Consider the following 24,743-nt stretch of genomic DNA (forward strand, 5'->3'; position numbering starts at 1 on the left):
TTCACGCGCCGCGTCTTGAGTTGTCAGCGCCCGCGCCGATGCGCGACCCAGTCGCCGCCTGCGATCTCGGGGCGTCCGGCAATGGCGGCCGACGCGACCGGATAGTAGAGGCAAGCGATGCGTTCGCCCTGCACCTCGATATCCACTTCCTGCGAAACGAACAAGTTGTCGACGCCCGGATACACCTGCTCGATTTCGTCGAGCACGGCGAGGAGCGCGTCGTCGATCTCGTAGACGTCGCCGACGACCGTCGATTGCGCATTCGCCGATCCGGCCACCATCCCGGGATAACTGCCGAAGTCGAAGAGCCGGCCGGCGAGCGTGGCGAGACCGAGGTGACGCGGGCGCGCGATCGCGTTGCGATCGGCCGCGAGGTTGATGTCGTTGATCTCGCCCGCGCGCAGCGTGCCGTAGACGAACACGTATTTCATGGCTTTTCTCTCCTTCAGGACGGCGCGCGCCACACGAGCACGCCGTCGATTCGTCCACATTATGCACGGCCACGAATGGCGTGCGGTCAAGGCCCTCGAGCGCGAGACGTCTACAATGGGCGCACTCGTCGCCAAACCCGTCGCCCTGCCCGTCATGCCAGAGGATCTGCCCCGCTTCGCATCCAGCGATGCACGCAACGATGCGCTGCCGCGCGCCGAACTCGTCGATATCCCGCCCGAGTTCGCGCCGACGCCCACGCATCCGATCCGCGTACGCTCGCGTCCCATGCCGTCGGGTGTGTGCATCGCGCAGCACACGCATGCGTGGGCGCAGCTTGCCTACTCCTCGCGCGGCGTGCTGCGTATGGCGACGCCCGGCACGACGTGGATGGTGCCGCCCTCGCGCGCGATCTGGGTGCCGCCTCACATCACACACGAAGTGGCGATCGTCGAGGACGCGTTCCTGCGCACGCTCTACGTAGACGAATCGGTGATTCCGCCCGGCCTCGACGCGTGTCGCGTGGTCGAAGTCTCAGGCCTGCTGCGCGAGACGATCGCAGCACTCGACGAGCGCGGCATTCCCACCGCGCGTGAGCGCCTGCTCGGCGCGCTGGCGCTCGACGAGATCACGCGCTCGGCGCCGCTGCCGCTCGCCGTGCCGATGCCCGAGGAAAAGCGCCTGCGCGCGTTATGCGAAGCGCTGATCGCCGATCCGGCGGGACCCGGCTCGCTCGAATACTGGGCCGCACACGTGGGCGCGAGCACGCGCACGATCGCGCGGCTCTTCCGGCAGGAACTGGGGGTGAGCTTTTCGCAGTGGCGCCAGCAGGCGATTCTCGCGCGCGCGATCCCACTGCTCAATCAGGGACGCCCGATGGCCGTCGTGGCGCAGGAACTCGGCTACCGGAGCCAGAGTGCGTTTTCGGCGATGTTTCGCCGTGCCTTCGGCGAGAGCCCGCGCGCCTTCATCGCGCGCGGCACGGGTGACCGCGATGCGGACGAACCGGAAGATTCCGTGGCCGCCGGGCGCGACGACGACACGCGTTAAGTGGGAAAGCGGCCAGGCTCAGACGAGCCGCGTCATATGGCGAATCGAGCCCAGGCGCGCAAGCCTCGGACCCGCCACGCGATAACCCATGCGCAAGTAAAGTCGCGCGGCCGGATTGTCGACGAACACGCGCAGTTGCAGCTCGCGCAGGCCGCGCTCGCGGGCCCACTGGTGCGAGATATCGAGCAGGAACGTGCCGGCGCCATTGCCGCGATACCCCTGGGCGATCTGCACATCGCGAATGTGCAGCGAGTCGCCCTCCTGCGTCACGCGCAGCACGCCAATCGCCTCGCCATCGAGTTCGAGAATGAAGTTCTCCGACTCGCGATAGCTCGCCAGAAAGAGATCGCCGCGCCAGACGAGGTGATGCCGCAGATAGTAGCCACCCATGTTATTGCGCGTGAGCGTCTCCGCGAACTCGAAATCGTCCATGGTGGCGCGGCGCAGCTGAAACGGCGACGGGATGTCGTTCGGTGCGAACATGTCGGCAAGCGAGGAAACCAGGTTTCGACAACGCTACGATAACGCGCGGCCGCCGGCAATCGCAGATTGTCCGTACGGCAAACGAAATGAAGGATGGGGATGGAAGCGCGAGAAACGTCTGTGGAAAAAGAAAAAGCCCGTTGGACGTATCCAACGGGCTTCGTTCTGGCGGAGCGGACGGGACTCGAACCCGCGACCCCCGGCGTGACAGGCCGGTATTCTAACCGACTGAACTACCGCTCCAGCTTGCTGCTCACCGGCGGGCGTCGGTCGATTCCCGCTGGCGGCGTCGCCGCATGACTCTTTGGCGCCGCATTTTGATTTGGCGTCCCCTAGGGGATTCGAACCCCTGTACTCACCGTGAAAGGGTGATGTCCTAGGCCTCTAGACGAAGGGGACAACACGGGTATAAGCGCAGGCTTACACCTTTGAACTGCAGCGGTTCGCCATTGCCGAAGCAACGACGGAACAGCTTTGAAACTGGCGGAGCGGACGGGACTCGAACCCGCGACCCCCGGCGTGACAGGCCGGTATTCTAACCGACTGAACTACCGCTCCAGCTTACTGCTCACACCGGCGGGCGTCGGTCGATTCCCGCTGGCGGCGTCGCCACACTGCTCGCTCGCAGTGCTACTTCTCTGGCGCCGCATTTTGATTTGGCGTCCCCTAGGGGATTCGAACCCCTGTACTCACCGTGAAAGGGTGATGTCCTAGGCCTCTAGACGAAGGGGACAACACGGGCTTTCGCCTGTAATCGTCACTTTAACTAAAAAGCCCGCTCACAGTTTCTGAACGGGCTCGATCTGGCGGAGCGGACGGGACTCGAACCCGCGACCCCCGGCGTGACAGGCCGGTATTCTAACCGACTGAACTACCGCTCCAGTTCGACACAGTCAGATGGATGTCGGTTGATTTCCACCTGATGCTACGCCAATCTCATTGACGACGCTCATGTCTGGCGTCCCCTAGGGGATTCGAACCCCTGTACTCACCGTGAAAGGGTGATGTCCTAGGCCTCTAGACGAAGGGGACATGATCTTTTCAGATAATGCCTTTACCGCACTCTACTGCTTACTGCATGTTCTGTTGGTGGAGGTAAGCGGGATCGAACCGCTGACCTCTTGCATGCCATGCAAGCGCTCTCCCAGCTGAGCTATACCCCCTTGCAGAACAGAAGCGAGATTTTAAACATCAATTTCGCTTTCGTCAAGAGCCTTTGAATCGTTTTTTGAAGCGCTTCGAGGTTTCCTTGAAACATCGTTGCCCGATTCTGCGGCTCTTTGCGTGAGATTTGCTGCTTATTTGCCGCTTGTTTGCGACTCCCTCGCGCTCCGTATTCAACGGAGCCCGAATACTACAAGAACTGCCGCCCGGGCGCTAGGGTCCGGGCGAATATTCTTCAAAATTTTTACTTTGCAGCCGAAATGCCCTTCTCGAGGCGGCTCACCACCGCATCGCGGCCGAACAGCACGAGCACCGCATCGACCGAAGGCGTATGCGTCGTCCCTGCCACGAGCAGGCGGGCCGGCATCGCGAGCTGGGGCATCTTGAGCTTGTGTGTGGCGAGCGTCGCCTTCAGCGCTGCCGAGACGCCCTCCTTCGTCCACTCCGCGCCCTTGAGCGCGACGACGAGATCGGCGAGCGCGGGGCGTACGGCTTCCGTGATGTGCTGTGCGAGCGCTTCGGCTTCCGGCTGCGGCTCGCGGTAGAACATCATCGCGCTCTCGGCGATCTCCTTGATCGTGTTCGCACGGTCCTTGAAAAGCGCGACCACGCCTTCGAGCGACGGCCCCTTGGCGAGCGCCGCCTCGTCCACGCCGAGGGCAGCGAAGAACGGCTTCGAGAGCGCGGCGAGGCGCACGTTGTCCACTTCCTTCAGGTAGTGGTTGTTGAGCCAGTTGAGCTTGTTGTGGTCGTATTGCGCGGGCGACTTGCCGAGATGCTCGAGATCGAACCACTCCACGAACTGCTCGCACGTGAACACTTCGGCGTCGCCGTGCGACCAACCCAGACGTGCGAGATAGTTGAGGACCGCTTCCGGCAGATAGCCCGCATCGCGATAACCCATCACGCTCATCGCGCCGTGGCGCTTGCTCATCTTTTCGCCCTGCTCGTTGAGCACGGTAGGCAGGTGCGCGTAGACCGGCGGCTCGCCGCCGAGCGCGCGCAGGATGTTGATCTGGCGCGGCGTGTTATTCACGTGATCGTCGCCGCGAATCACGTGCGTGATCTTCATGTCGAGATCGTCCACGACCACGCAGAAGTTGTAGGTCGGCGTGCCGTCCGGGCGCGCGATCACGAGGTCGTCGAGCTCTTCGTTCGAGATCTCCACGCGGCCCTTGACGGCGTCGTCCCATGCCACCACGCCCGTGAGCGGGTTGCGAAAGCGCAGCACCGGCTGCACCCCCGCCGGCGGCGTGGGCAGCACCTTGCCCGGCTCCGGGCGCCACGTGCCGTCGTAGCGCGGCTTCTCGCCGGCCGCGCGCTGACGCTCGCGCAGCGCGTCGAGCTCTTCGGTCGACATGTAGCACGGGTACACGAGGCCCTGCTCCTGCATCTGCCTGAGCACTTCGCGATAACGGTCCATGCGCTGCATCTGGTAGAACGGACCTTCGTCGAAATTCAGGCCGAGCCATTCCATGCCTTCGAGGATCGCATCGACCGATTCCGACGTCGAACGCTCGAGATCGGTATCTTCGATCCGCAGCACGAAGACGCCCTTGTTGTGGCGCGCGAACGCCCACGGGTAGAGCGCGGAACGGATATTGCCGAGATGGATGAAGCCGGTCGGGCTCGGCGCGAAGCGGGTACGGACGACAGAGGTAGTCATGGGCGATTACTCGAAGACGATGCCATCCGGAGCGCGGCGCTGGCAACAAAAGCAGCGACGGCGGCGGACGGCCGGGGTTCGCGGCGCGTTCGGCCCGCGCGGCTAGCGCGGGAGCGCCGGGGGCGCGCGCAGCCTCGCGCACACGAACGGGAATCCGGAAAATTAGAGACGGGATTATACCCGCCATGCACCGCTTCGGCCTGGGGGGCGAGGCCCGGGGTGCGCGTGCGGGCGCCCGTTTCTCTCATGCAAACGTGCATGCGCTCGCAAACCGTCGAGCGCGTTGTCATCTGGCGTCACATCGCGTTACATGCACGCCTGCTAAACCGGCCGCGCTTTGCCTTATGATGTCGGCGCGCCGCCACCACGATGCGGCGTCGCGCGCGCAAACACAGATACTCGGCCGCCCGCGCGAGCAGACCGGGGTACCGCGTCGTTCCTTGCCGGACACGCACGCGGACCGCATGGAGAACCTTCTTGAAGCAGTCATCGCCCTCATTGAGCCGCCGGCACTTTTCGCTTGCGGCCGCCTCCTCCGTCCTGGCCGCCTGCACGACCGCGGGCACGCAAACCGCCAGTGTCCCGCCGCCCGTCACCACCGCGCCCCCGCCGCCCGTCGCCAGGCCGCAGCGCCCGGTTCGCGTGGGCCTCGCGCTCGGCGGCGGCGCGGCGCGTGGCTTTGCGCATATCGGCGTGATCAAGGCGCTCGAGGCGCGCAACGTGCAAGTCGACTTCGTGGTCGGCACGAGCGCGGGCTCAGTCGTCGCGGCGCTCTACGCCTCGGGCATGAACGGTTTCGCGCTCAACAAGCTCGCGCTGACGATGGACGAAGCCTCGATCAGCGACTGGGCGATGCCGTTTCGCACGCGCGGCCTCCTGCAGGGCGTGGCGCTCCAGAACTATCTGAACACCACGCTGCACGACCGGCCCATCGAGAAGATGGCGAAGCCGCTCGGCGTCGTCTCGACCGACCTGCGCACTGGCCAGCCTATCCTGTTCCAGCGCGGCAACACGGGCATTGCCGTGCGCGCATCGTGCAGCATTCCGTCGATTTTCGAGCCGGTGAAGATTGCGGGCCACGAATACGTGGACGGCGGCCTCGTGAGCCCGGTGCCGGCCTCGTTCGCACGCAAGATGGGCGCCGACTTCGTGATCGCCGTGGACATCTCGGCGCGCCCTGAAACGGCCTCGACGCTGAGCCAGTTCGACGTGCTGATGCAGACCTTCACGATCATGGGCCAGACGATCAAGTCCTACGAACTCGACAAGTATGCCGACATCGTGATCCGCCCGAATCTCAACGCGATGTCGTCCAGCGACTTCACTCAGCGCAACGCGGCGATTCTCGCGGGCGAGGAAGCGGCGGCGCGCATTATGCCGGAACTCGAGCGCAAGCTCGCTGCAGCGCGCCTGACGGCCTGATCGCTTGACCTGAGCGCCCCTTCAGCGGGCGCACGGGCGCAAAAAACGCAAAAGCCTGCTTCGCAAGAAGCAGGCTTTTTGTTCGCTACAAAACCCCGATCAGTTGCCGCCGTTGCCCTCGAACTGCGCGCTCACGCGCTTGAGGTTTTGCTGCTGATCCGCCGTGAACGACGTTTCGATGCGGCGTGCACCGGTGAAGCGCTTTTCCCAGTATCCGTCGTCGAGGTCGTCGACGCGGATCGTGCTGCCGGTAGACGGCGAATGCACGAACTTGTTGTCGCCGATGTAGATGCCGACGTGGGAGAACGTGCGGCGCATCGTGTTGAAGAACACGAGGTCGCCCGGCTTCAGGTTGCTCATGCTGACCTTCTCGCCCACGCGGCTCATTTCCTCGGCGCGGCGCGGCAGCGACATGCCGAGCGTGTCCTGGAACACGTAGCGCACGAAGCCGCTGCAGTCGAGGCCGGAGTCGGGCGTGTTGCCGCCCCAGCGGTAACGCACACCAATCATGTTAAGTGCGCCGACAACGACGTCGCCGGCTTTGCCGGCCATGCCGGACAGGAACGCCTTGGCGCCGCCTTCGGTCGGGGCCGGAGCCGCCGCCGGGGTCGCCTGGTTGGCATTCTGGAGGGCGTTCTGAACTGCTGGGATGGACTGCGGATTCGCCGAATTGCTCGGCGAAAATGAGGCATTCTGGCTAAAGCTGCTTACTTCGTCGGCGAACGCGCCGGGAGCTGCGGCCATCAGTACGCCGATGAACATCCCGGCGACGACGCGCGTGCAAGCCTGGGTCAAGTATCGGTGCTGCATTGGTCGGTAGAAATTGCCCGTAAATCAGGGAGTTAGTGGAAAAGTTTGGACGATACTAGCCAGTAAGTATTTGTGTGTCAAAACAAATAGAAAAATTCAATCGCGACATTCACCTCATTGGTGAATTTCACCGAAATTCGCTCTAAAGTTCCGCCAAAGCCTAGCGATCGAATGCAGCTTTCAACAATTTTCGGGTGTAAGGATGGGCGGGTCTGTCGAAGATATTCGCGACCTCTCCCGACTCGACGATCGCCCCGTCCTGCATCACCACCACCCGGTGCGCCATTGCGCCGATCACCGCCAGGTCGTGGCTGATGAACACGTAGCCCAGGTTGTACTTGCGTTGCAAATCCGTCAACAATCTCAACACCTGTTGCTGGATTGACACGTCGAGCGCGCTGGTCGGTTCGTCGAGCACGATCACGCGAGGCTCCAGCACCAGCGTGCGCGCAATGGCGATACGCTGGCGCTGGCCACCCGAAAACTCGTGCGGGTATCGGTGCAAAGCGGTGCGATCGAGGCCCACTTCGCGCAGCACGCCGACAACGCGCTTGCGCCGCTCCTCGATAGAAAGATCGGGCCGATGCAGCGCGAGCCCCTCCCCCACGATGCGCTCGATGGTTTGACGCGGAGAAAGCGAACTGAACGGGTCCTGAAAGACAACCTGCAGATGCGAGCGCAACGACAGCCTGTCGCGGCCCGTGTATCTCGCGATGGGCCGCCCCTGGAACTCGACGATACCGCTCGCCGTTCGCTGCAGCCCCAACATCGCCATCGCAAGCGTCGTTTTTCCCGATCCGGACTCGCCGACGATGCCAAGCGTCTCACCCTGGCGCACCGCAAGGTTCGCGTCGTTCACGGCGCGATAACGCCCCTTTTGCCACCAGCCGCGAAAACCCGGCAACTTCGTTGCGAAGTCGACGATCACGTCCTTCGCCTGCAGGAGAACCGGCGCGATCGGCAGGACGGGCAGCACGTGGCGCTCGGGACGGCTCGCGATGAGCCGTTGCGTGTACGGATGTTGCGGCGCCTCGAAAATCTGCTCGACGCTGCCCGACTCCACGAGCCTGCCCTTCTCCATCACGGCCACGCGCTGCGCGAAGCGGCGCACGAGGTTCAGGTCGTGCGTGATGAGCAAGACCGACATGCCGCGCCGTGCCGCCTCCTCGCGCTGCAGCTCGAGCAGCAGATCGACGATCTGGCCGCGGATCGTCACGTCGAGCGCCGTGGTCGGCTCGTCGGCGAGCAACAGACGCGGACGGCACGCGAGCGCCATCGCGATCATCACGCGCTGGCGCTGGCCGCCCGAGAGCTGATGCGGATAACTCGACACGCGCCGCCGCGCCTCGGTAATGCCCGTGCGCTCGAGCAGTCCCACCGCCTGCTCGTAGGCCGCTTTCTTCGAGACGCCGTCGTGCAGCACGATGGTTTCCGCGATCTGTTCGCCGATCGTGTAGAGCGGATTGAGCGCCGTCATCGGTTCCTGGAAGATCATCGCGACGTCGTTGCCGCGCAGACCGCGCATCGCGCGTTCGCTCTTCGCGAGCAGATCGTCACCGTCGAGGCGGATGCTTCCACTGATCTGCGCGTCCTGCAGCAGGCGCAGTACCGCGAGCGCGGTGACGGTCTTGCCCGAGCCCGACTCGCCGACGAGCGCCACGCGCTCGCCGCGCCCGATCGCGAGCGTGACATCATCGACGGCGAGCGTCTCGTCGAAGCGCACGCTCAGGTGCTCGATCGAGAGGAGCGGCGCGGCGGCGTCCTGAGGCACGGCGCTCACTGGTTGCCTCCGGCCTTCATGGCGTCGGAAATACGCGTATCGAGCGCGTTGCGTAGCGCGTCGCCGATGAACGTGAGCAGCAGCAGCGTCGCCACGAGCACACCGAAAGTCGAGAGCGCGATCCACCATGCGTCGAGATTGCGCTTGCCCTGTGCGAGCAACTCGCCGAGGCTCGGCGTGGGTGCGGGCACGCCAAGGCCCAGGAAGTCGAGACTCGTGAGTGCGAGAATCGCGCCGCTCATGCGAAACGGCAGGAACGTGATGACCGGCGTGAGGCTGTTGGGCAGCACGTGATGCCAGATGATCTGCCAGTTCGACAGGCCCATTGCGCGCGCGGCGAGCACATAGTCCTGGTTGCGATTGCGCAGGAATTCCGCGCGCACATAGTCGGACAAACCGATCCAGCCGAACAGCGAAAGCAGCACGATCAGCAGCACGAAGCCCGGCTCGAAGATCGCCGCGAAAATGATCAGCAGATAAAGCTCGGGTAGCGAACTCCAGATCTCGATGAGACGCTGTCCGAAGATATCGACCTTGCCGCCGAAGTACCCTTGCACCGCGCCCGCCAGCACGCCGAGCAGCGTGCCGATGGCAGTCAGCACGAGCGCGAACTCAACCGACACGCGAAAGCCGTACAGCAAGCGGGCGAACAGGTCGCGGCCGCTCTCGTCGGTGCCGAGCCAGTTCTGGCGCGACGGCGGCGCGGGGTTCGGCACTTTCGCGAAGTAGTTGAGTGTGTCGTAGTAGTACGGATTCGGCGGATAGATCGCGAAGTTGCCCGGCGCGTCGAAGCGGTGGCGAATGTACGGATCGAGGTAGTCGGCAGGCGTCGGGAAATCGCCGCCGAACGCGGTTTCCGGATGGTCCTTGACCAGCGGGAAATACAGGTGCCCGTCGTAGCGCACGACAAGCGGCTTGTCGTTGCACCAGAGCGGACCCGCGAGACTCGCCGCAAACGCGACAAGAAACACGATCAGGCTCCAGTAGCCCAGGCGCTGCTGCTTGAAGCGCAGCCACACGCGACGGGCGGGCGTGGGCGACTTGAAGGCGCGCACGCTCTCGGTACGCAGTTCGGGTTCAGCGCCAGCGCGGACTCGGTTCAACTCAGCGCTCCAGTTGTTCGAATTGGATGCGGGGATCGACCCACACGTAGCACAGATCGGAAATCAGTTTGGTTAGCAGTCCGATCAACGTGAAGAGGTACAGCGTGCCCAGCACGACCGGATAGTCGCGCCGCACGACGGATTCGTACGAAAGCAGGCCGAGCCCGTCGAGCGAGAAAAGCGTTTCGATCAGCAGGCTGCCGGTGAAGAACGCGCCGATGAACGCCGCCGGGAACCCCACCACGAGCGGCAGCAGCGCGTTGCGAAAGACGTGCTTCCAGAGCACGGTGCGCTCCGAGAGCCCTTTCGCGCGCGCGGTCAGCACGTATTGGCGGCGAATCTCTTCGAGAAAGGCGTTCTTGGTCAGCATGGTCGTGACGGCGAAACTGCCCACGACCGACGCCGTCACGGGCAGCGTGATGTGCCAGAGATAGTCGAGAATCTTGCCGCCGAGCGAGAGCGTGTCCCAGTTGTCAGACGTGAGATTGCGCAGCGGGAAAAGCTGCAGGAACGAGCCGCCGCCGAACAGCACGAGCAACAGCACGCCCAGCACGAAGCCCGGAATGGCGTAACCGACGAGCACGACGAGACTCGTCACGAGGTCGAACCGCGAGCCGTTGCGCACCGCCTTCGCGATGCCCAACGGCACCGATATCAGATAAGTGAGAAAGAAGGTCCAGAGGCCGATGCTGATCGACACCGGCAGCTTGGAAATGATCAGCGACCACACGCTCTGGTGATGGAAATAGCTCTGTCCGAGATCGAAGCGCGCAAAGCGCCCGAGCATCAGGAAATAGCGTTGCAGCGGCGGCTTGTCGAAGCCGTAAAGCTGCTTGAGCTGCGCGATCTGCTGCGCGTCCACGCCCGAATGCGCGCGCATGCCGAACGGCATGCCCTGCTCCGCGCCCCGCCGCAATTCGCGCACCGCCTGTTCGACGGGACCGCCCGGCACGAACTGGATCACGCCGAAGGTCAGCGTAAGCACGCCGAGCAGCGTCGGGATCATCAGCAGCAGGCGTTTGACGATGTAGCTCCACATGATTTCGATGCTTTCCGTCGTGTCCGTCGTTAATGACCCGTCGCCTGTGGCGCGGACTGCGGCTTGAACCACCACGTCGAGATGATCCAGTCGTTCGCACCATAGTACAGCGGCAACTTCGCCGGATAGGCCAGCGTGTTCTTGAACGCCACCCGGTGCGTCGCGCCGTACCACTGCGGCACCACATAGTAGCCGTGCATCAGCACCCGGTCGAGCGCATGCGTGGCGTCGAGCAGTTGCTGGAGCGTCTGCGCCCGCGTGAGCGCCTTGAGGATCGCGTCGACGGCCGGCGACTTCAGGCCCAGCAGATTGCCCGAGCCCGGCTCGTCGGCGGCCTTGCTGCCGAAGCGATCGACCTGCTCCGCGCCCGGCACCTGGACGTCGGGGAACTTGATGGTCGTCATGTCGAAGTCGAAGGCGTCGAGCCGCTTCTGGTAGAGCGCGAAATCGACCGAGCGATAGTTCACCTGGATGCCAAGGCGCCTGAGCGCCTGCGTGTACTGCGCCATGATCGGCGCCCACTGCGCCGAAGCGCTCGTGTCGTCGAGCACCTCGAACGTGAACGGCTCGCCCTTCGCGTTGCGCAGCGCGCCGTCGCGATAGGTCCAACCGGCTTCGGCGAGCAGCGCACGCGCCTTGAGCAGATTTGCTCGCAGCGAGCCCGGCGGGGTCGTATCGGGCTGCGAGGGCGGCGGCCCGAACACGGCGGGATCGAGCGACTTGCGCCACGGCTCGAGCAAGGCAAGTTCGCCAGGCGATGGCAGCCCCTTTGCCTGCAGTTGCGTGTTCGCGAACCAGCTGTCGATGCGACGGTACTGGCTATAGAACAGCATGCGGTTGAGCCACGGGAAGTCGAGCGCGAGATCGAGGGCGCGGCGCACGCGCACGTCCTGGAACACGGGCCTGCGCAGATTCATGACGAAGCCCTGCATGCCGGTGCCGTTGTGCTGCGGGAACTCGCGCTTGATGAGCTCGCCGCTGTCGAAGCGCTTGCCGACATCGCGCCGCACCCAGTTGCGCGCCACGTATTCGACGAGCGCGTCGTACTCGCCCGCCTTGAAGGCCTCGAGGCGGGCCACGTCATCCGAATAGAGCTTGTAGGTAACGCGCTCGAAGTTGTTGGTGCCCAGGCGCACCGGCAGGTCCTTGCCCCAGTAGTTGGGGTCGAGCTTGTAGGTGATCGTGCGACCGTTCGAGTAGCGGTCGATCACATACGGGCCGCTGCCGATCGGCTGCTCGAACGCGAGCTGATCGAAGGCGACGCGGCTGCCGTCCGGGCGCAAGCCCCACTTGTGCGAGAACACCGGCATGCCACCCGCGATGAGCGGCAGCTCGCGGTTGTTACTGCGGAACTCGAAGCGGATCGTCGCGGGATCGACCACCACCGCGCGCGTGATCTCGCTGAAATACGCCTGCATGGAGGGCGCGGCCTGGCGGCTCTTGAGCGTGTCGAGCGAGAACTTCACGTCTTCGGCAGTCACCGGGTCGCCGTTCGAGAAGCGCGCCTTCGGGTTGATGTGGAAGGTCACCGAAAGCCCGTCGGGCGCGATGCGGATGTCGTCGGCGAGCAAACCATAGGCCGAGGCCACTTCGTCGAGGCTCCCCGTCGTGAGGCTCTCCAACAGCATGCCGAGCCCCGGGGCCGCGTTGCCGCGTAGCGTGAACGGGTTGAACTTGTCGAAACTCGTGAGGCGGTCGGGATTGGCGAGGACGAGCGTGCCGCCCTTGGGCGCATCCGGATTCACGTAGTCGAAGTGCGGGAATCCTTGCGGATATTTGGGCTCGCCGTACTGCGCAATGGCGTAGACCGCGTGCGCGCTCGGCATGGCCAGCAGCCCGCATCCGAGCGCAAGACACATCGCCGCCAGCCTTTTGGCAAGTGCGAACCGAACCGCAGGAACGGTTGCCCCAAGCGCGCCGAGCGCCGTCCTGCCTCGCGTTCCTGTCGTCATAGATCGGTAATTGTCCAGGCTGCCTTGTCAGTTGTGAGAGAATTCTACCCAAACCACGCGGCGCCGCCCCCACAGGCGCTGGCGCATTGACCTGATTTAGGAGAATTCATGGGCTTCCTCGCTGGCAAACGTATCCTGTTGACCGGCCTGCTGTCGAACCGTTCGATCGCGTACGGCATCGCGCAGGCATGCAAGCGCGAAGGCGCGGAACTGGCGTTCACGTACGTCGGCGACCGCTTCAAGGACCGTATCACCGAGTTCGCACAGGAATTTGGCAGCAACCTGGTGTTCCCTTGCGATGTGGCCGACGACGCGCAAATCGAAGCGCTCTTCACGGACCTCAAGCAACACTGGGATACGCTCGACGGCCTCGTCCACTCGATCGGCTTCGCGCCGCGCGAGGCGATCGCGGGTGACTTCCTCGACGGCATGACGCGCGAGAACTTCCGCATTGCGCACGACATTTCGGCATACAGCTTCCCGGCGCTCGCCAAGGCCGCCAAGCCGATGCTCGCCCAGAACGCTTCGCTGCTGACGCTGACCTATCTCGGCGCAGAGCGCGCGATCCCGAACTACAACACCATGGGCGTCGCGAAAGCCGCACTCGAAGCGAGCGTGCGTTATCTCGCGGTGGCGCTCGGTACGCAAGGCGTGCGCGTGAACGGCATCTCCGCCGGCCCGATCAAGACGCTCGCGGCAAGCGGTATCAAGGGCTTTGGCAAGATTCTCGACTTCGTCGCACAGAACGCCCCGCTGCAGCGTAACGTGACCATCGAGCAGGTCGGCAATTCCGCCGCGTTCCTGCTCTCCGATCTGGCAGCCGGCGTGACCGCCGAGATCATGCACGTCGACTCCGGCTTCAACGCGGTGGTTGGCGGCATGGCCGGCCTCGAGTAAGCCTCTCTTCGCGTTGCGCGCGCATCGTTGCGCGCGCAACGGCAAGAATGCAAAAGCCGCCCACTGGGCGGCTTTTCTTTTGGCGTGGCGTTCGATGTGCCATGCGCGCCGTGTCACGCGCACCACGCCGGCAACGAGCCTCGCGGCTAGTGCCAGTGTCCCGGAGGACCGCCGTGGTCGCGGTCGTAGTGGCCGCGGTCGTAGTGTCCGCGGCCCGGGCCGTCATAGCCGCCGTGGTGGCGATACCAGTCGTCGCGCCCCCAGTAGCGGCGGCCGTCCCAGTAACGGTCACCGTGCCAGCCGATGACGATGGCCGGTGGCGCGGCATAAACAGGAGCCGGCTGATAGACGACCGGCGGCGGAGGCGGCGCGTAGACCGGTTGCGGAGCGACATAAACCGGGGCCGGAATACCGATGTTGACACCAACGCTCACGCCAGCCATAGCAACGCTCGATGCGCCGATAGCCACGCCCCCGAGCAGCATTGCAACAACACGTGGGAACTTCATGGACTCACCTTTCGGATTTGATGTTTTGTTCAAGCCAATATAACGCACGGCTTTCGCCCGCGTATTTCAAACTTGTAATAACTGATGCACGAACCTGGCCTGCGTTCGATGTCGTTACGTCTCGTTACACTGGGCGGCGGATGGCCAACAGCGCCGGGCAGAATAGCATCGCTTGCGCCGGTGTGCAGGAGACTTCGCACGACTCGCGAACCCCAGTCCATTTATCGGCGCCTCAATGCGAAACCTTTGCGCTCCGGTGCGCCACCGCAATTTGCCTGGCATTCCTGACGATTCTCGCAGTGCTTCTTCCCTGCCTTCGAGCGACGACTTATTGCCTCCTCACATCGAGTAATTTGCGACCCAAAAAACAAAAACCCCGCAAGCCGAGACTTGCGGGGTTTCCACCGCCATTACTGGCGGAGACGGAGGGATTCGAACCCTCGATCCAGGTTTTGGCCCAGATGCTCCCTTAGCAGGGGAGTGCCTTCGACCTCTCGGCCACGTCTCCCAAAAACTTCGTTCGCGCCAGGGAGGCAGCGCAACGAAGCCAAGATAATAGCGGGTTAGCGCCTTCCGGTCAATTCATACGACGCTTTTTTGCAAAGTTTTTTCTGCAAGCGCACAACGAACCTCGGGCGCGGCATCGTGCATCGGAATCGAGCGGAAAAACCGCGTCACATCCTCGTCACACAACACAAACGCGGCGCAACGGCCGCGCAAACACGGCACGTTTACGCGTGCTCGAGGTCGAACGCCTTGTGCAGCGCGCGCACTGCCAGCTCCATGTACTTCTCGTCGATCAGTACCGAAATCTTGATCTCCGAGGTCGAGATCATCTGGATGTTGATGCCCTCTTCCGAAAGCGTGCGGAACATCTTGCTCGCCACGCCCACGTGCGAACGCATGCCCACGCCGACCACCGAAACCTTCGACACCTTCGCGTCGCCGAGCACCTGCTCCGCGCTCACGTGACCCTTCACCTGGTTGTTCAGCACATCGATGGCGCGCTGATAGTCGCCGCGCGGCACCGTGAACGTGAAGTCGGTCTTGCCGGCCACGCTCTGGTTCTGGATGATCATGTCGACGTCGATGTTAGCGTCCGCCACCGGGCCGAGGATCTGATACGCGATACCGGGCTTGTCGGGCACGCCCATCACGATGATGCGGGCCTCGTCGCGCTGGAACGCGATACCCGAGATGACTGCTTTTTCCATGGTCTCGTCTTCTTCAAAAGTAATCAGGGTGCCCGAGGACATCTCCTCGTCGAGGTTCATCATCGGGTCGGTCAGGCTGGAGAGCACACGCGTCTTCACCTGATACTTGCCCGCGAATTCCACCGAGCGGATCTGCAGCACTTTCGAGCCGAGGCTGGCCATTTCCAGCATCTCTTCGAACGTAATGCGGTCGAGACGGCGTGCGTCGTCGACCACACGCGGGTCGGTCGTGTAGACGCCGTCGACGTCCGTATAGATCAGGCATTCGTCGGCCTTCAGCGCCGCTGCGACTGCAACTGCCGACGTGTCCGAGCCGCCGCGCCCGAGCGTGGTGATGTGGCCTTCCGGGTCGATGCCCTGGAAGCCCGTGATCACGACCACCTTGCCTTCGTCGAGATCGGCCAGCACGCGCTCGCCGTCGATGTCGTTGATGCGGGCCTTGGTGAACGAGCTGTCGGTTTTGACCGGCACTTGCCAGCCGGTGTAGCTGATGGCGTCGACGCCTGCTTCCTGCAGGGCGATCGACAAAAGGCCGACGCTCACCTGCTCACCGGTCGACGCAATCATGTCGAGCTCGCGCGGGCTGGGCTGCGGCGAAATTTCTTTCGCGAGACCGAGCAGACGATTGGTTTCGCCGGACATCGCCGAAGGCACGACGACCATCTTGTGGCCGGCCTTGTGCCATTTGGCGACGCGCTTGGCGACGTTCTTGATGCGCTCGACCGAGCCCATCGAGGTGCCGCCGTATTTGTGTACGATGAGTGCCATTGTCGTTCTGAACTGGAGATGTTACCGCGCTGGCGCACTGAAGAACCGGGCCGCCCGGACGCCTTGGGGCCACGGCGGCGGCTTCAGCGCGTGCAGCACGCGCGGGGTTTTGCCTCAGGGGCGCGAAGGCCGGCGCATCGTGTCGACGCGCGCTGGTGCCTTGCACTCGCGCCCTGCCCGCATGCCGCTACGACGTCCCTGCAACCGTCGGATACCGCTCGAAGGAAAAATCGCGCCTTCACGAGACACGCCGCTTTTGACGGCGTCCGTGAACGCGAAAAAGCGGGCTGGACAAACGACTTACACTACCCGATTGACGCCGAAATTACAAGACAGAACACGCTCGCATAGGCCGAAAAAGGCTTGTGTGGCAAGGATTTGCGGGGGAACGATCGCGATGCCAGTCTGCGAATTGATCGATGACGGCGACGCGACTTCAGGCGATCAGCACATCCTTGCGCCATTCGATGCGTCGCCAGGCCGCGTCAGGCTCGCCGGGCGTCGCGCCGAACGCCGACCGGTTCACGCCGATACGGGGCACGAACAGCAGCGTCTCGCCCACATAGAGCAACGGCACGTCGCGCTCCCATGCTGGCACGCCGCGCGTCTGGAACAGGTTCTTGAGCGTGCGGCTCACGTGCGCGGCTTCGTCGCGCAAGCGCTCGCCGCCGCTGCGCTCGCGCGCGACGAGCGGCGCGCTCGTGAGCACGTGCTCGGGAACGGCGTCGGCATCGTCGGGAGCGGCGGGCGCGAAAACGTAGGTCCCGCGCCATGACGGCAGCCGCCAGACTTCCTCGCCGCGCCAGTTCAACGACACGGGCGCGCGTGCATGAGCGGCGCCCTCGCCTGCGCGTTCGTCGCGCGCCCGCATGGCTTCCCACGAAACGATGCCGCGATACGCGCGCAAGCGATGTCCGGCGTGATCGACGCGCAACGCATGGCCATTCGGGTCATCGCGCGCAACGTCGCGCAACTGCCGCAACAGATCCGCAAGCCGCGCGGTCGACGCCGCCGGCAGGCCAAGCGAGCGCATCCAGTAACGCAGCACATTGAGGGCGCGTGTATCGTCGAGCGCGAGCAGCGCGGCATGTGAAAGCGCGCGGTCGCCCTCGCGTCCGACGTCGCGCAAATCGATGCGCGCGAGATCGTCGAGCAGACGCTGCGAAGCAGCTGCATGCGCCGCCGTGCGCGCGAGCGCATCGCGATAGCCAGGAAAATGAGCCGAAAGCGCCGGCATCACGTCGTGACGCAAGGCGTTGCGCGCGTAGCGCGTGTCGTCGTTCGATTCGTCGTCGATCCAGTGCAGGCCGTGCGCGCGCGCATAGCGCTCCAGTTGCATGCGCAACAGCGCGAGCAGTGGCCGCATGCGCGCCACGCCATTCGCGCTCGCACGTGCCGGCGCCATCGCCGCGAGCCCCGCGAGCCCGGCGCCGCGCAGCAACTGCAGCAGCACCGTCTCCGCCTGATCGTCCGCATGCTGCGCGAGCCAGAGCGCCTGCACGCCGTGCGCCGCGCACATCGCGTCGAGCGCGCGGTAGCGCGCGTCGCGGGCAGCCGCCTCGACGCCGGCCGCGTCGTCGCGCGCCAACTCTACGCGCCTCGCGTCGAACGTCACGCCGTACGCGCGCGCGGTTACCTCGCAATGGGAAAGCCATGCGTCGGCGTTCGGGCTCAGGCCGTGATGCACATGCAGTGCGACGAGACGCTGTGCGCCCGCCGCCCGCACCGCGGCGTCCAGCAGCACGGACGAGTCGAGCCCGCCGCTATACGCGATCGCGATGCGTGCGTCGTCGGCAAGCGTGGAAAGCACAACGCCGAGCGCATCGAGAACGATGCGCCCGGCGTCGGATTCGGGATGGTCGGTCACAGCACGACCGCAGACGTCGAGGAACGTTGACGTCGCGCGCCTTATGCGCCCGGCGTCGTTTCCTTGAACTTGCCGTAGGCCATCAGGCGCTCGAAACGGCGCTGCTTCAGATCGGCGATGCTCATGCCCTGGAACTGGCGCAGCGAGTCGGCGAGCGCGCGGCGCAGCAGCGCGGCCATGCCCTTCGGGTCCCGATGCGCGCCGCCGAGCGGCTCGTTCACGATCTTGTCGATGAGGCCCAGCGCCTTGAGACGGTGCGCCGTGAGGCCCAGCGCTTCCGCAGCTTCCGGCGCCTTCGCGGCGCTCTTCCAGAGAATCGACGCGCAGCCTTCCGGCGAAATCACCGAGTAGGTCGAGAACTGCAGCATCATGACGGTATCGGCCACGGCCACAGCGAGCGCGCCGCCCGAACCGCCTTCGCCGATGATCGTCGTGATGATCGGCGTCTTGAGTTCGGCCATCACATAGAGATTGCGGCCAATGGCTTCCGACTGGCCGCGCTCTTCCGCGCCGATGCCCGGGTACGCGCCCGGCGTGTCGACGAACGTGAAGATGGGCAGGCCAAATTTTTCGGCGAGACGCATCAGGCGTTCGGCCTTGCGATAGCCTTCTGGGCGCGGCATGCCGAAGTTGCGCGCGGCGCGCTCCTTCGTGTCACGGCCCTTCTGGTGGCCGATCACCATGCAGGCCTGGCCATTGAAGCGCGCGAGGCCGCCGACGACGGAAAGGTCGTCCGCGAACGAGCGGTCGCCATGGAGTTCGTGAAAATCGGTAAAAAGCTCGTGCACGTAATCGAGCGTGTACGGACGCTGCGGATGACGCGCGATCTGCGAAACCTGCCACGGGCTCAGGTTCGCATAGAGGTCCTTCGTGAGTTGCTGGCTCTTCTTCGACAGCCGCTCGATTTCTTCCGAAATATCGACGGCCGAATCGTCCTGAACGAAGCGCAGTTCTTCGATCTTCGCTTCCAGTTCAGCGATCGGCTGTTCGAAATCCAGAAACGTGGTCTTCATGTGTGGGAATCCTTCACTTTGCGGCAGCGCGTATTCTAACCGCGCCAGCCCGCGCCGAAATCGGCTCAGAACTATCGATTTCTTCGATCGATAGCATTTTTCTCAGACGCTGACGACAGCCCCGGGCCTCACGACGGCTCGAGGCTGCGCCACATATACCAGGTCGCGACGGTACGCCACGGCTCCCAGTTGGCCGCGACTTCGCGCGCTTCGCTGCGCGTGACCGGCTCGCCACTGAAATAGTTGACGCTGATCGCGCGGATCAGGCCCAGATCGTCGAGCGGCAGCACATTCGGGCGTGCGAGATTGAAGATCAGGAACATCTCGGCGGTCCAGCGGCCAATGCCGCGAATCGCCGTGAGCTCCGCGATCACGTCTTCGTCGTCCATCGACGTCCACTTGCCGACGTGCAGCGCACCCGAGACGAAATGCTGCGCGAGATCGAGGATGTATTCCGTCTTGCGTTTCGAGAGGCCACACGCGGCGAGCTTCTCGTGACCGAGTTTCAGGAACTGCTGCGGCATGAGCTTCGGGCATGCGGCTTCCACACGCTGCCACAGCGCCTGCGCCGCCGCCGTCGAAATCTGCTGGCCGACCACCGAACGTGCGAGCGTGACGAACGGATCGTCGCGGCTCAACAAATGCACGGGACCGAACTTCGGAATCAGCTTCTTGAGAATGCGGTCACGCTTGACGAGGTCCGCGCACGCCTTGTCCCAATAGTCGGGACGCTGCACTTCGAATTCGAGATCGCCCAGCGCGTTCGCCGCAGGCTCCACGGCTTCGAGTGCCGCCGGACCATTGGAGAGCGCAGCCTCGATTGCCGCGCCGTCGAGCACTTCGTGCGAGCCGGACGCGCCGTTGGTTTTCCCGCGCGCCGTCTTCGCAGCCGGCCTTGTCGCCGCCTTGCCGCCCGCTCCATTGAGCGCACGCTTTGCACCTGCGGGTGCGCCCGCAGTTCCGCCCGTTAGCGACGCAGACCGCCTGGTCTGCGTCTTCGTGGCCGTTGCCATCCTGCCTCCTGCCTCGCGAATCGATCAGTGGAAACTGGACAGCCCGCTTACACGCGGCGCCACTCGGTCAACCCGCCCGGTTTGTCTTCGAGCGCGACACCGGCTTCGAGCAGTTCGGCCCGAATCCGGTCCGCCTCCGCATATTGCTTCGCCTGCTTGGCCGCCGTGCGCGCCGCGATCTTCGCTTCGATCGCTGCCACGTCGAGCGCGCCTGCATCTTGTGCGCCCGCGGCCTGTTGCAGGAACACGCGCGGCTCGCGCACGAGCAGCCCGATCACACGTGCGAGACGTTGCAACTGACGCGCGAGCATGGCGTCGCGCGTACGGTTCACCTCGCTCGCGAGTTCGAACAGCACGGCGATCGCCACCGGCGTGTTGAAATCGTCGTTCATTGCCGCACGAAAACGTTGCGCGTACGGCTCGTTCCAGTCAAGCTCGCCCGCGTCCGGCGTCACGTCTTTCAACGCCGTGTAAAGACGGGTGAGCGCGTTGCGCGCGTCGTCGAGATGCGCGTCGCTGTGATTCAGCGGCGAGCGGTAATGCGCGCGCGCCATGAAGAAGCGCACCACTTCGGCATCGTACTTCGCCAGCACTTCGCGGATCGTGAAGAAGTTGCCGAGCGACTTCGACATCTTCTCGTTGTCGATATTCACGAAGCCGTTATGCATCCACGTATTGACGAACGTCTTGCCGGTCGCGCCTTCGCTCTGCGCAATCTCGTTCTCATGGTGCGGAAACTGCAGATCCTGACCGCCGCCGTGAATGTCGAAGTGCTCGCCGAGCAACGTGCAGCCCATCGCCGAGCATTCGATATGCCAGCCCGGACGCCCGCGTCCATATTTCGAATCCCAGCTCGTGTCGGCCGGCTCTTGCGGTTTTGCCTGTTTCCAGAGCACGAAGTCAAGCGGATCCTGCTTGGCATCGTTCGTCGCCACACGTTCGCCCGCGCGCAGGTCTTCGATCGACTTGCCGGAGAGCGCGCCATAGTTCGCGAACTTGCGCACCGCGTAGTTCACGTCGCCGTCCGCGCCCTGGTACGCGTAGCCGTTGCGCTCGAGCTTGCCGATCATGTCGAGCATCTGCGGAATGTACTGCGTCGCGCGCGGCTCGTGATCGGGACGCTCGATGCCGAGCGCGTCCGCGTCTTCGTGCAGCGCTGCGATGAAACGGTCGGTGAGCTGCTTGATCGTCTCGCCGTTTTCTACCGCACGACGAATGATCTTGTCGTCGATATCGGTAATGTTGCGCACATAGGTCACGTTGTAGCCGAGCGCGCGCAGCCAGCGTTGCACGATATCGAACACCACCATCACACGCGCATGCCCGACATGACAATAGTCGTACACCGTCATCCCGCAGACGTACATACGCACGACGCCGGGCTCGAGTGGCACGAAATTTTGCTTGTCACGCGCGAGCGTGTTGTAGATGCGCAGTGATTCCATAAAGGCGATGGATACGTGGGTCGAAAGAAATCCGCGGCGGCGCCGACCGCAGCCAGCGGGTGATGCCCGCATTGCTCAGGCTGCTGTCTGTCGGCGACCGGACTGCAACCAGGTTGCTATCGGGGCGGAGACGACCACGAGTGGCGTTAGAAAGCCTGGCGACTCGCGCAGCGCGCCCGGAATACGAATGAAACGGGCGAGGGACAAAGCGCGCGACGAAACGCACAGACCTTTTGTTAGAATGGCTCGGAGTATAACACCGCGACCTCACCCTATGAAACCTTCCAGCGGCCGCGCGCCCCGTGCTGCGACCCTTGCCGCGTCGGCTCTCTCGAGCGTCGCGATCGTGCTGTGCAGTGTCAGCATCGCGCATGCCGCGCCTCCGGCGACCTCCGACGCCACACCCGGCGCCGACGCCGCGATCAGCCAGCACGACTGGGCTGGCGCGCTCAGCCAGCTCGACGCGCGCATCAAGACGAACCCGCGCGACGTGCAGGCGAAGTTCAAGCGCGCGACCATTCTCGCGCGCCTGAACCGCGACGACGACGCGATCGAGGCGTTCACCGAACTCACGCAGCTCTACCCCGAATTGCCCGAGCCTTACAACAATCTCGCGGCGCTTTACGCGAAGCATGGCCGCTACGACGAGGCGCGCGTCGCGCTCGAAACCGCGGTGAAGGCGAACCCGTCGTACGGACTCGCTTGGGAAAATCTCGGCGACCTTTACCTGCGTCTGGCCGACGCGTCATACCGCCGCGCGCAAACGCTTGGCCATGCAAGCGGCACCACGCAGCAGCGCCAGGCCGACATCGCGAAGATCATCTCGCCGCCGCCCGCGCAAAAGAAGTCGGCCGCGGCAGCGGCAGAAAGCGCATCGGCAGCGAGCCCGTCGGCCATCGTGCCCGCGCTCAGCAACCCGGCGTACCAGTTCGGCGGCTCGACGGGATCGCTCGCGATGCCGCCTTTCGTGGCGCCGTCGAACTAACATCTGGCGCGCAGCGTGCGCGCCGCGACACGTTTTTCCCGCACTTCCGAGGATACTCATGAAATGGTTGATGTTGGCGCTCGGCAGCGCCGCCCTGATCGCGAACGCACCCGCCTTTGCACAAAACGGCCAGCCGGCCGCCGCGCATCCGCAAGTGCTCTTCAAGACCAGTGAAGGCGACATTCGCGTCGAGCTCTATCCGGAGAAAGCGCCGAAGACCGTCGACAATTTCCTGCAGTACGTGAAGGCTGGCCAGTACAACGGCACGATCTTTCATCGCGTCATTCGCGGCTTCATGATCCAGGGCGGCGGCTATACGCAAAGCTTCGTCGAGAAGCCCACGCGCGCGCCGATCGCGCTCGAAAGCAGGAATGGCCTGAAGAACCTCACGGGCACGATCGCGATGGCGCGCACGAGCGACCCGAATTCGGCCACCGCTCAGTTCTTCATCAACACGGTGGATAACGCCGGCCTCGACTATCCGAACCCGGACGGCAACGGCTATGCCGTGTTCGGCAAGGTCACGCAAGGCATGGACGTCGTGAAGAAGATCGAAGCGGCGCCCACCACCTCGCGCGGCCCGATGTCCGATGTGCCGCAAAAGGAAATCGTGATCGAGTCGGCGACCGTCGTCGGCAAGTAAGCACGCCGGCAACACGCCAGTTAATCATCGACTAACCGGGCGGCAGCGCCGCCCTCACCCGTCGCACGTCGCGGCGCCGGCACACGCGTTGGGCAACACGCCCCGCCTCTTGCCGATGCAGCGACGTTCATTCCCCCCGCCACAGGCAAAGGATTCCATCATGGTCGAACTGCACACGAACCACGGCGTCATCAAGCTCGAACTGAACGCCGAGAAGGCCCCGAAGACGGTCGCCAACTTCCTCAACTATGTGAAGAGCGGCCACTATGACGGCACGGTGTTTCACCGCGTCATCGACGGGTTCATGATCCAGGGCGGCGGCTTCGACGCCGGCATGAAGCAAAAGCCGACCGAAGCGCCGATCGAAAACGAAGCGAACAACGGCCTGAAGAACGAGCGCGGCTCCATCGCCATGGCGCGCACCAACGACCCGCACTCGGCGTCGGCGCAGTTCTTCATCAACGTCGCCGACAACGACTTCCTGAACCACTCGTCGCCGACGCCGCAAGGCTGGGGCTACGCCGTGTTCGGCAAGGTCGTGGAAGGCCTCGAAGTGGTCGACAAGATCAAGAAGGTCAAGACGGGCTCGAAGGGCTTCCATCAGGACGTGCCGGTCGACGACGTCGTGATCGAGAAGGCTGTCGTCGTCGAATAAGCTTCGTACAACTCTCACGCACACCCTTCATCGATGCTGCAGGAAAAGGCTTTACGACACGCTGCCGCGGGCGTGCCCGGCGAGGGCAAGCGCCCCCACGCGGCTCGTCCGTTTCTGTTCATTTCCGATGTGCATCTGAATGAAGGGATTCCGCGTACGGTCGCCGCGTTCGAGCGCTTCATCCGGGTCACGGCCGATCAGGCCGACTCGGTATTCATACTCGGCGACCTCTTCGAATACTGGATCGGTGACGACATGCTCACCGATCCGTTCCCCGCGCGCATGGCTGCGCTGATGCATACGCTCTCCGAGCGCGGCATCGCGCTCTACATCATGCACGGCAACCGCGACTTTCTGATGGGCAAGCGCTTCATGAAAGCCGCGGGCGCGATCTGGCTGCCCGACCCCATCGCGATCACCGCGTTCGGCACGCGCCTCGCACTCGCGCACGGCGACGCGATGTGCACCGACGATCACGGCTATCAGGTCTTCCGCAAGCTCGCGCGCAACCGGCTCGTGCAGCTGCTGTTTCTTGCCTGGCCGTTTCGCTGGCGGCGAGCGATCGCCGAGCGCGCGCGTCGCGCGAGCGAAAGCAAACGCAGCGGCCCGCGCCTGCCGAAGTACGACGTCACGGTCAAAGGCGTTGCGGCGCTCTTCAAGCGTGCGCGCGCGAACACCATCGTGCACGGCCACACACATCGGCCGGCGCGCCACCAGGAGCCCGGCGGCACGCGTTGGGTCTTGCCCGACTGGGATCTCGATCACGGCAAGCCGCGTGGCGGCTATCTGCGCGTGGATGCCGAAGGCTTCAGGGTCTTGCCGCTGGACTGAGGTGC

The 24,743-nt window shown here is 64.1% G+C and carries 21 protein-coding genes and 8 tRNA genes; 7 read left to right on the top strand and 22 right to left on the bottom strand.

Annotation, left to right across the window (positions count from 1 at the left end):
• Nucleotides 1-23 precede the first annotated feature (23 nt).
• Nucleotides 24-431 (bottom strand): gamma-glutamylcyclotransferase, encoded by a 408-nt coding sequence (locus tag AB3X99_RS17665; protein ID WP_069265589.1) that lies wholly within the window; start codon nucleotides 429-431, stop codon nucleotides 24-26.
• A gap of 115 nt (nucleotides 432-546) precedes the next feature.
• Here AB3X99_RS17665 and AB3X99_RS17670 point away from each other — a divergent pair, with 115 nt between their 5' ends.
• Nucleotides 547-1,479, top strand: coding sequence for a helix-turn-helix transcriptional regulator (locus AB3X99_RS17670; RefSeq protein WP_342945855.1), 933 nt, complete (start codon nucleotides 547-549; stop codon nucleotides 1,477-1,479).
• A gap of 18 nt (nucleotides 1,480-1,497) precedes the next feature.
• Here the strand turns inward: AB3X99_RS17670 and AB3X99_RS17675 are convergent, their stop codons facing one another.
• The 9 genes from AB3X99_RS17675 to gltX form a co-directional block, all read right to left on the bottom strand.
• On the bottom strand, nucleotides 1,498-1,962 hold the full coding sequence (locus tag AB3X99_RS17675; RefSeq protein WP_028204095.1) for a GNAT family N-acetyltransferase: 465 nt from the start codon (nucleotides 1,960-1,962) through the stop codon (nucleotides 1,498-1,500).
• 166 nt (nucleotides 1,963-2,128) lie between these two features.
• Nucleotides 2,129-2,205, bottom strand: a tRNA-Asp gene (locus AB3X99_RS17680).
• Between the two features lie 80 nt (nucleotides 2,206-2,285).
• Nucleotides 2,286-2,361, bottom strand: a tRNA-Glu gene (locus AB3X99_RS17685).
• An 82-nt stretch (nucleotides 2,362-2,443) separates the two neighbouring features.
• Nucleotides 2,444-2,520 (bottom strand) — tRNA-Asp (locus AB3X99_RS17690).
• A 99-nt stretch (nucleotides 2,521-2,619) separates the two neighbouring features.
• Nucleotides 2,620-2,695: transfer RNA gene (locus tag AB3X99_RS17695), tRNA-Glu, on the bottom strand.
• A 71-nt stretch (nucleotides 2,696-2,766) separates the two neighbouring features.
• Nucleotides 2,767-2,843: transfer RNA gene (locus AB3X99_RS17700), tRNA-Asp, on the bottom strand.
• 75 nt (nucleotides 2,844-2,918) lie between these two features.
• Nucleotides 2,919-2,994 (bottom strand) — tRNA-Glu (locus AB3X99_RS17705).
• A gap of 55 nt (nucleotides 2,995-3,049) precedes the next feature.
• Nucleotides 3,050-3,125 (bottom strand) — tRNA-Ala (locus tag AB3X99_RS17710).
• Between the two features lie 245 nt (nucleotides 3,126-3,370).
• Nucleotides 3,371-4,792 (bottom strand): glutamate--tRNA ligase, encoded by a 1,422-nt coding sequence (gene gltX / locus AB3X99_RS17715; RefSeq protein ID WP_368617653.1) that lies wholly within the window; start codon nucleotides 4,790-4,792, stop codon nucleotides 3,371-3,373.
• A 477-nt stretch (nucleotides 4,793-5,269) separates the two neighbouring features.
• Here gltX and AB3X99_RS17720 point away from each other — a divergent pair, with 477 nt between their 5' ends.
• Nucleotides 5,270-6,214, top strand: a complete 945-nt coding sequence (locus AB3X99_RS17720; RefSeq protein ID WP_342945858.1) for a patatin-like phospholipase family protein — start codon at nucleotides 5,270-5,272, stop codon at nucleotides 6,212-6,214.
• A 99-nt stretch (nucleotides 6,215-6,313) separates the two neighbouring features.
• On the opposite strand, the gene AB3X99_RS17725 is transcribed toward AB3X99_RS17720, so the two are convergent.
• From AB3X99_RS17725 to AB3X99_RS17745, 5 genes are all read right to left on the bottom strand, one after another.
• A complete protein-coding gene (locus AB3X99_RS17725; RefSeq protein ID WP_342945859.1) occupies nucleotides 6,314-7,024 on the bottom strand; it encodes a C40 family peptidase in 711 nt (236 codons plus the stop codon).
• 160 nt (nucleotides 7,025-7,184) lie between these two features.
• Nucleotides 7,185-8,804: an ABC transporter ATP-binding protein gene (locus AB3X99_RS17730; RefSeq protein WP_368617654.1), complete on the bottom strand. Its 1,620-nt coding sequence runs from the start codon at nucleotides 8,802-8,804 to the stop codon at nucleotides 7,185-7,187.
• Nucleotides 8,801-9,874, bottom strand: coding sequence for an ABC transporter permease (locus tag AB3X99_RS17735; protein ID WP_368617771.1), 1,074 nt, complete (start codon nucleotides 9,872-9,874; stop codon nucleotides 8,801-8,803). Before AB3X99_RS17735 ends, AB3X99_RS17730 begins: the two co-directional genes overlap by 4 nt.
• 34 nt (nucleotides 9,875-9,908) lie before the next feature.
• Nucleotides 9,909-10,946: a microcin C ABC transporter permease YejB gene (locus AB3X99_RS17740; RefSeq protein ID WP_028204101.1), complete on the bottom strand. Its 1,038-nt coding sequence runs from the start codon at nucleotides 10,944-10,946 to the stop codon at nucleotides 9,909-9,911.
• A gap of 29 nt (nucleotides 10,947-10,975) precedes the next feature.
• Nucleotides 10,976-12,805, bottom strand: a complete 1,830-nt coding sequence (locus AB3X99_RS17745; protein WP_368617655.1) for an extracellular solute-binding protein — start codon at nucleotides 12,803-12,805, stop codon at nucleotides 10,976-10,978.
• A gap of 201 nt (nucleotides 12,806-13,006) precedes the next feature.
• Between AB3X99_RS17745 and fabI the strand changes: the two genes are divergently transcribed.
• Complete coding sequence (fabI, locus tag AB3X99_RS17750; RefSeq protein WP_368617656.1) at nucleotides 13,007-13,795, top strand: enoyl-ACP reductase FabI; 789 nt, start codon at nucleotides 13,007-13,009, stop codon at nucleotides 13,793-13,795.
• 146 nt (nucleotides 13,796-13,941) lie between these two features.
• Here the strand turns inward: fabI and AB3X99_RS17755 are convergent, their stop codons facing one another.
• The 7 genes from AB3X99_RS17755 to cysS form a co-directional block, all read right to left on the bottom strand.
• Nucleotides 13,942-14,304, bottom strand: coding sequence for a hypothetical protein (locus AB3X99_RS17755; RefSeq protein WP_342945862.1), 363 nt, complete (start codon nucleotides 14,302-14,304; stop codon nucleotides 13,942-13,944).
• A 414-nt stretch (nucleotides 14,305-14,718) separates the two neighbouring features.
• Nucleotides 14,719-14,812, bottom strand: a tRNA-Ser gene (locus tag AB3X99_RS17760).
• A 223-nt stretch (nucleotides 14,813-15,035) separates the two neighbouring features.
• Nucleotides 15,036-16,286 carry an aspartate kinase gene (locus tag AB3X99_RS17765; protein ID WP_069265579.1) on the bottom strand — a complete coding sequence of 417 codons (1,251 nt, stop codon included), beginning with the start codon at nucleotides 16,284-16,286 and terminating at the stop codon, nucleotides 15,036-15,038.
• Between the two features lie 436 nt (nucleotides 16,287-16,722).
• Complete coding sequence (gene tilS, locus AB3X99_RS17770) at nucleotides 16,723-18,153, bottom strand: tRNA lysidine(34) synthetase TilS (RefSeq protein WP_368617657.1); 1,431 nt, start codon at nucleotides 18,151-18,153, stop codon at nucleotides 16,723-16,725.
• Nucleotides 18,154-18,194: 41 nt separating this feature from the next.
• Nucleotides 18,195-19,166, bottom strand: coding sequence for an acetyl-CoA carboxylase carboxyltransferase subunit alpha (locus AB3X99_RS17775; RefSeq protein WP_028204107.1), 972 nt, complete (start codon nucleotides 19,164-19,166; stop codon nucleotides 18,195-18,197).
• A 128-nt stretch (nucleotides 19,167-19,294) separates the two neighbouring features.
• Complete coding sequence (locus AB3X99_RS17780) at nucleotides 19,295-20,179, bottom strand: DNA-3-methyladenine glycosylase (RefSeq protein WP_069265577.1); 885 nt, start codon at nucleotides 20,177-20,179, stop codon at nucleotides 19,295-19,297.
• A 47-nt stretch (nucleotides 20,180-20,226) separates the two neighbouring features.
• Nucleotides 20,227-21,624 (bottom strand): cysteine--tRNA ligase, encoded by a 1,398-nt coding sequence (cysS, locus tag AB3X99_RS17785; RefSeq protein ID WP_069265576.1) that lies wholly within the window; start codon nucleotides 21,622-21,624, stop codon nucleotides 20,227-20,229.
• Between the two features lie 274 nt (nucleotides 21,625-21,898).
• Between cysS and AB3X99_RS17790 the strand changes: the two genes are divergently transcribed.
• The 4 genes from AB3X99_RS17790 to AB3X99_RS17805 all read left to right on the top strand — a co-directional run bounded on the left by AB3X99_RS17790 (nucleotide 21,899) and on the right by AB3X99_RS17805 (nucleotide 24,738).
• The gene (locus AB3X99_RS17790; RefSeq protein ID WP_069265575.1) at nucleotides 21,899-22,609 is read left to right on the top strand and encodes a M48 family metallopeptidase; all 711 of its coding nucleotides are present in this window, start codon (nucleotides 21,899-21,901) and stop codon (nucleotides 22,607-22,609) included.
• A 58-nt stretch (nucleotides 22,610-22,667) separates the two neighbouring features.
• Complete coding sequence (locus AB3X99_RS17795) at nucleotides 22,668-23,252, top strand: peptidylprolyl isomerase (RefSeq protein ID WP_069265574.1); 585 nt, start codon at nucleotides 22,668-22,670, stop codon at nucleotides 23,250-23,252.
• 160 nt (nucleotides 23,253-23,412) lie between these two features.
• The gene (locus tag AB3X99_RS17800; protein WP_069265573.1) at nucleotides 23,413-23,907 is read left to right on the top strand and encodes a peptidylprolyl isomerase; all 495 of its coding nucleotides are present in this window, start codon (nucleotides 23,413-23,415) and stop codon (nucleotides 23,905-23,907) included.
• A 33-nt stretch (nucleotides 23,908-23,940) separates the two neighbouring features.
• Complete coding sequence (locus tag AB3X99_RS17805) at nucleotides 23,941-24,738, top strand: UDP-2,3-diacylglucosamine diphosphatase (protein WP_069265572.1); 798 nt, start codon at nucleotides 23,941-23,943, stop codon at nucleotides 24,736-24,738.
• Nucleotides 24,739-24,743: the final 5 nt, after the last annotated feature.

Source organism: Paraburkholderia sp. BR10882, assembly GCF_040948855.1.
GTDB lineage: Bacteria > Pseudomonadota > Gammaproteobacteria > Burkholderiales > Burkholderiaceae > Paraburkholderia > Paraburkholderia nodosa_A.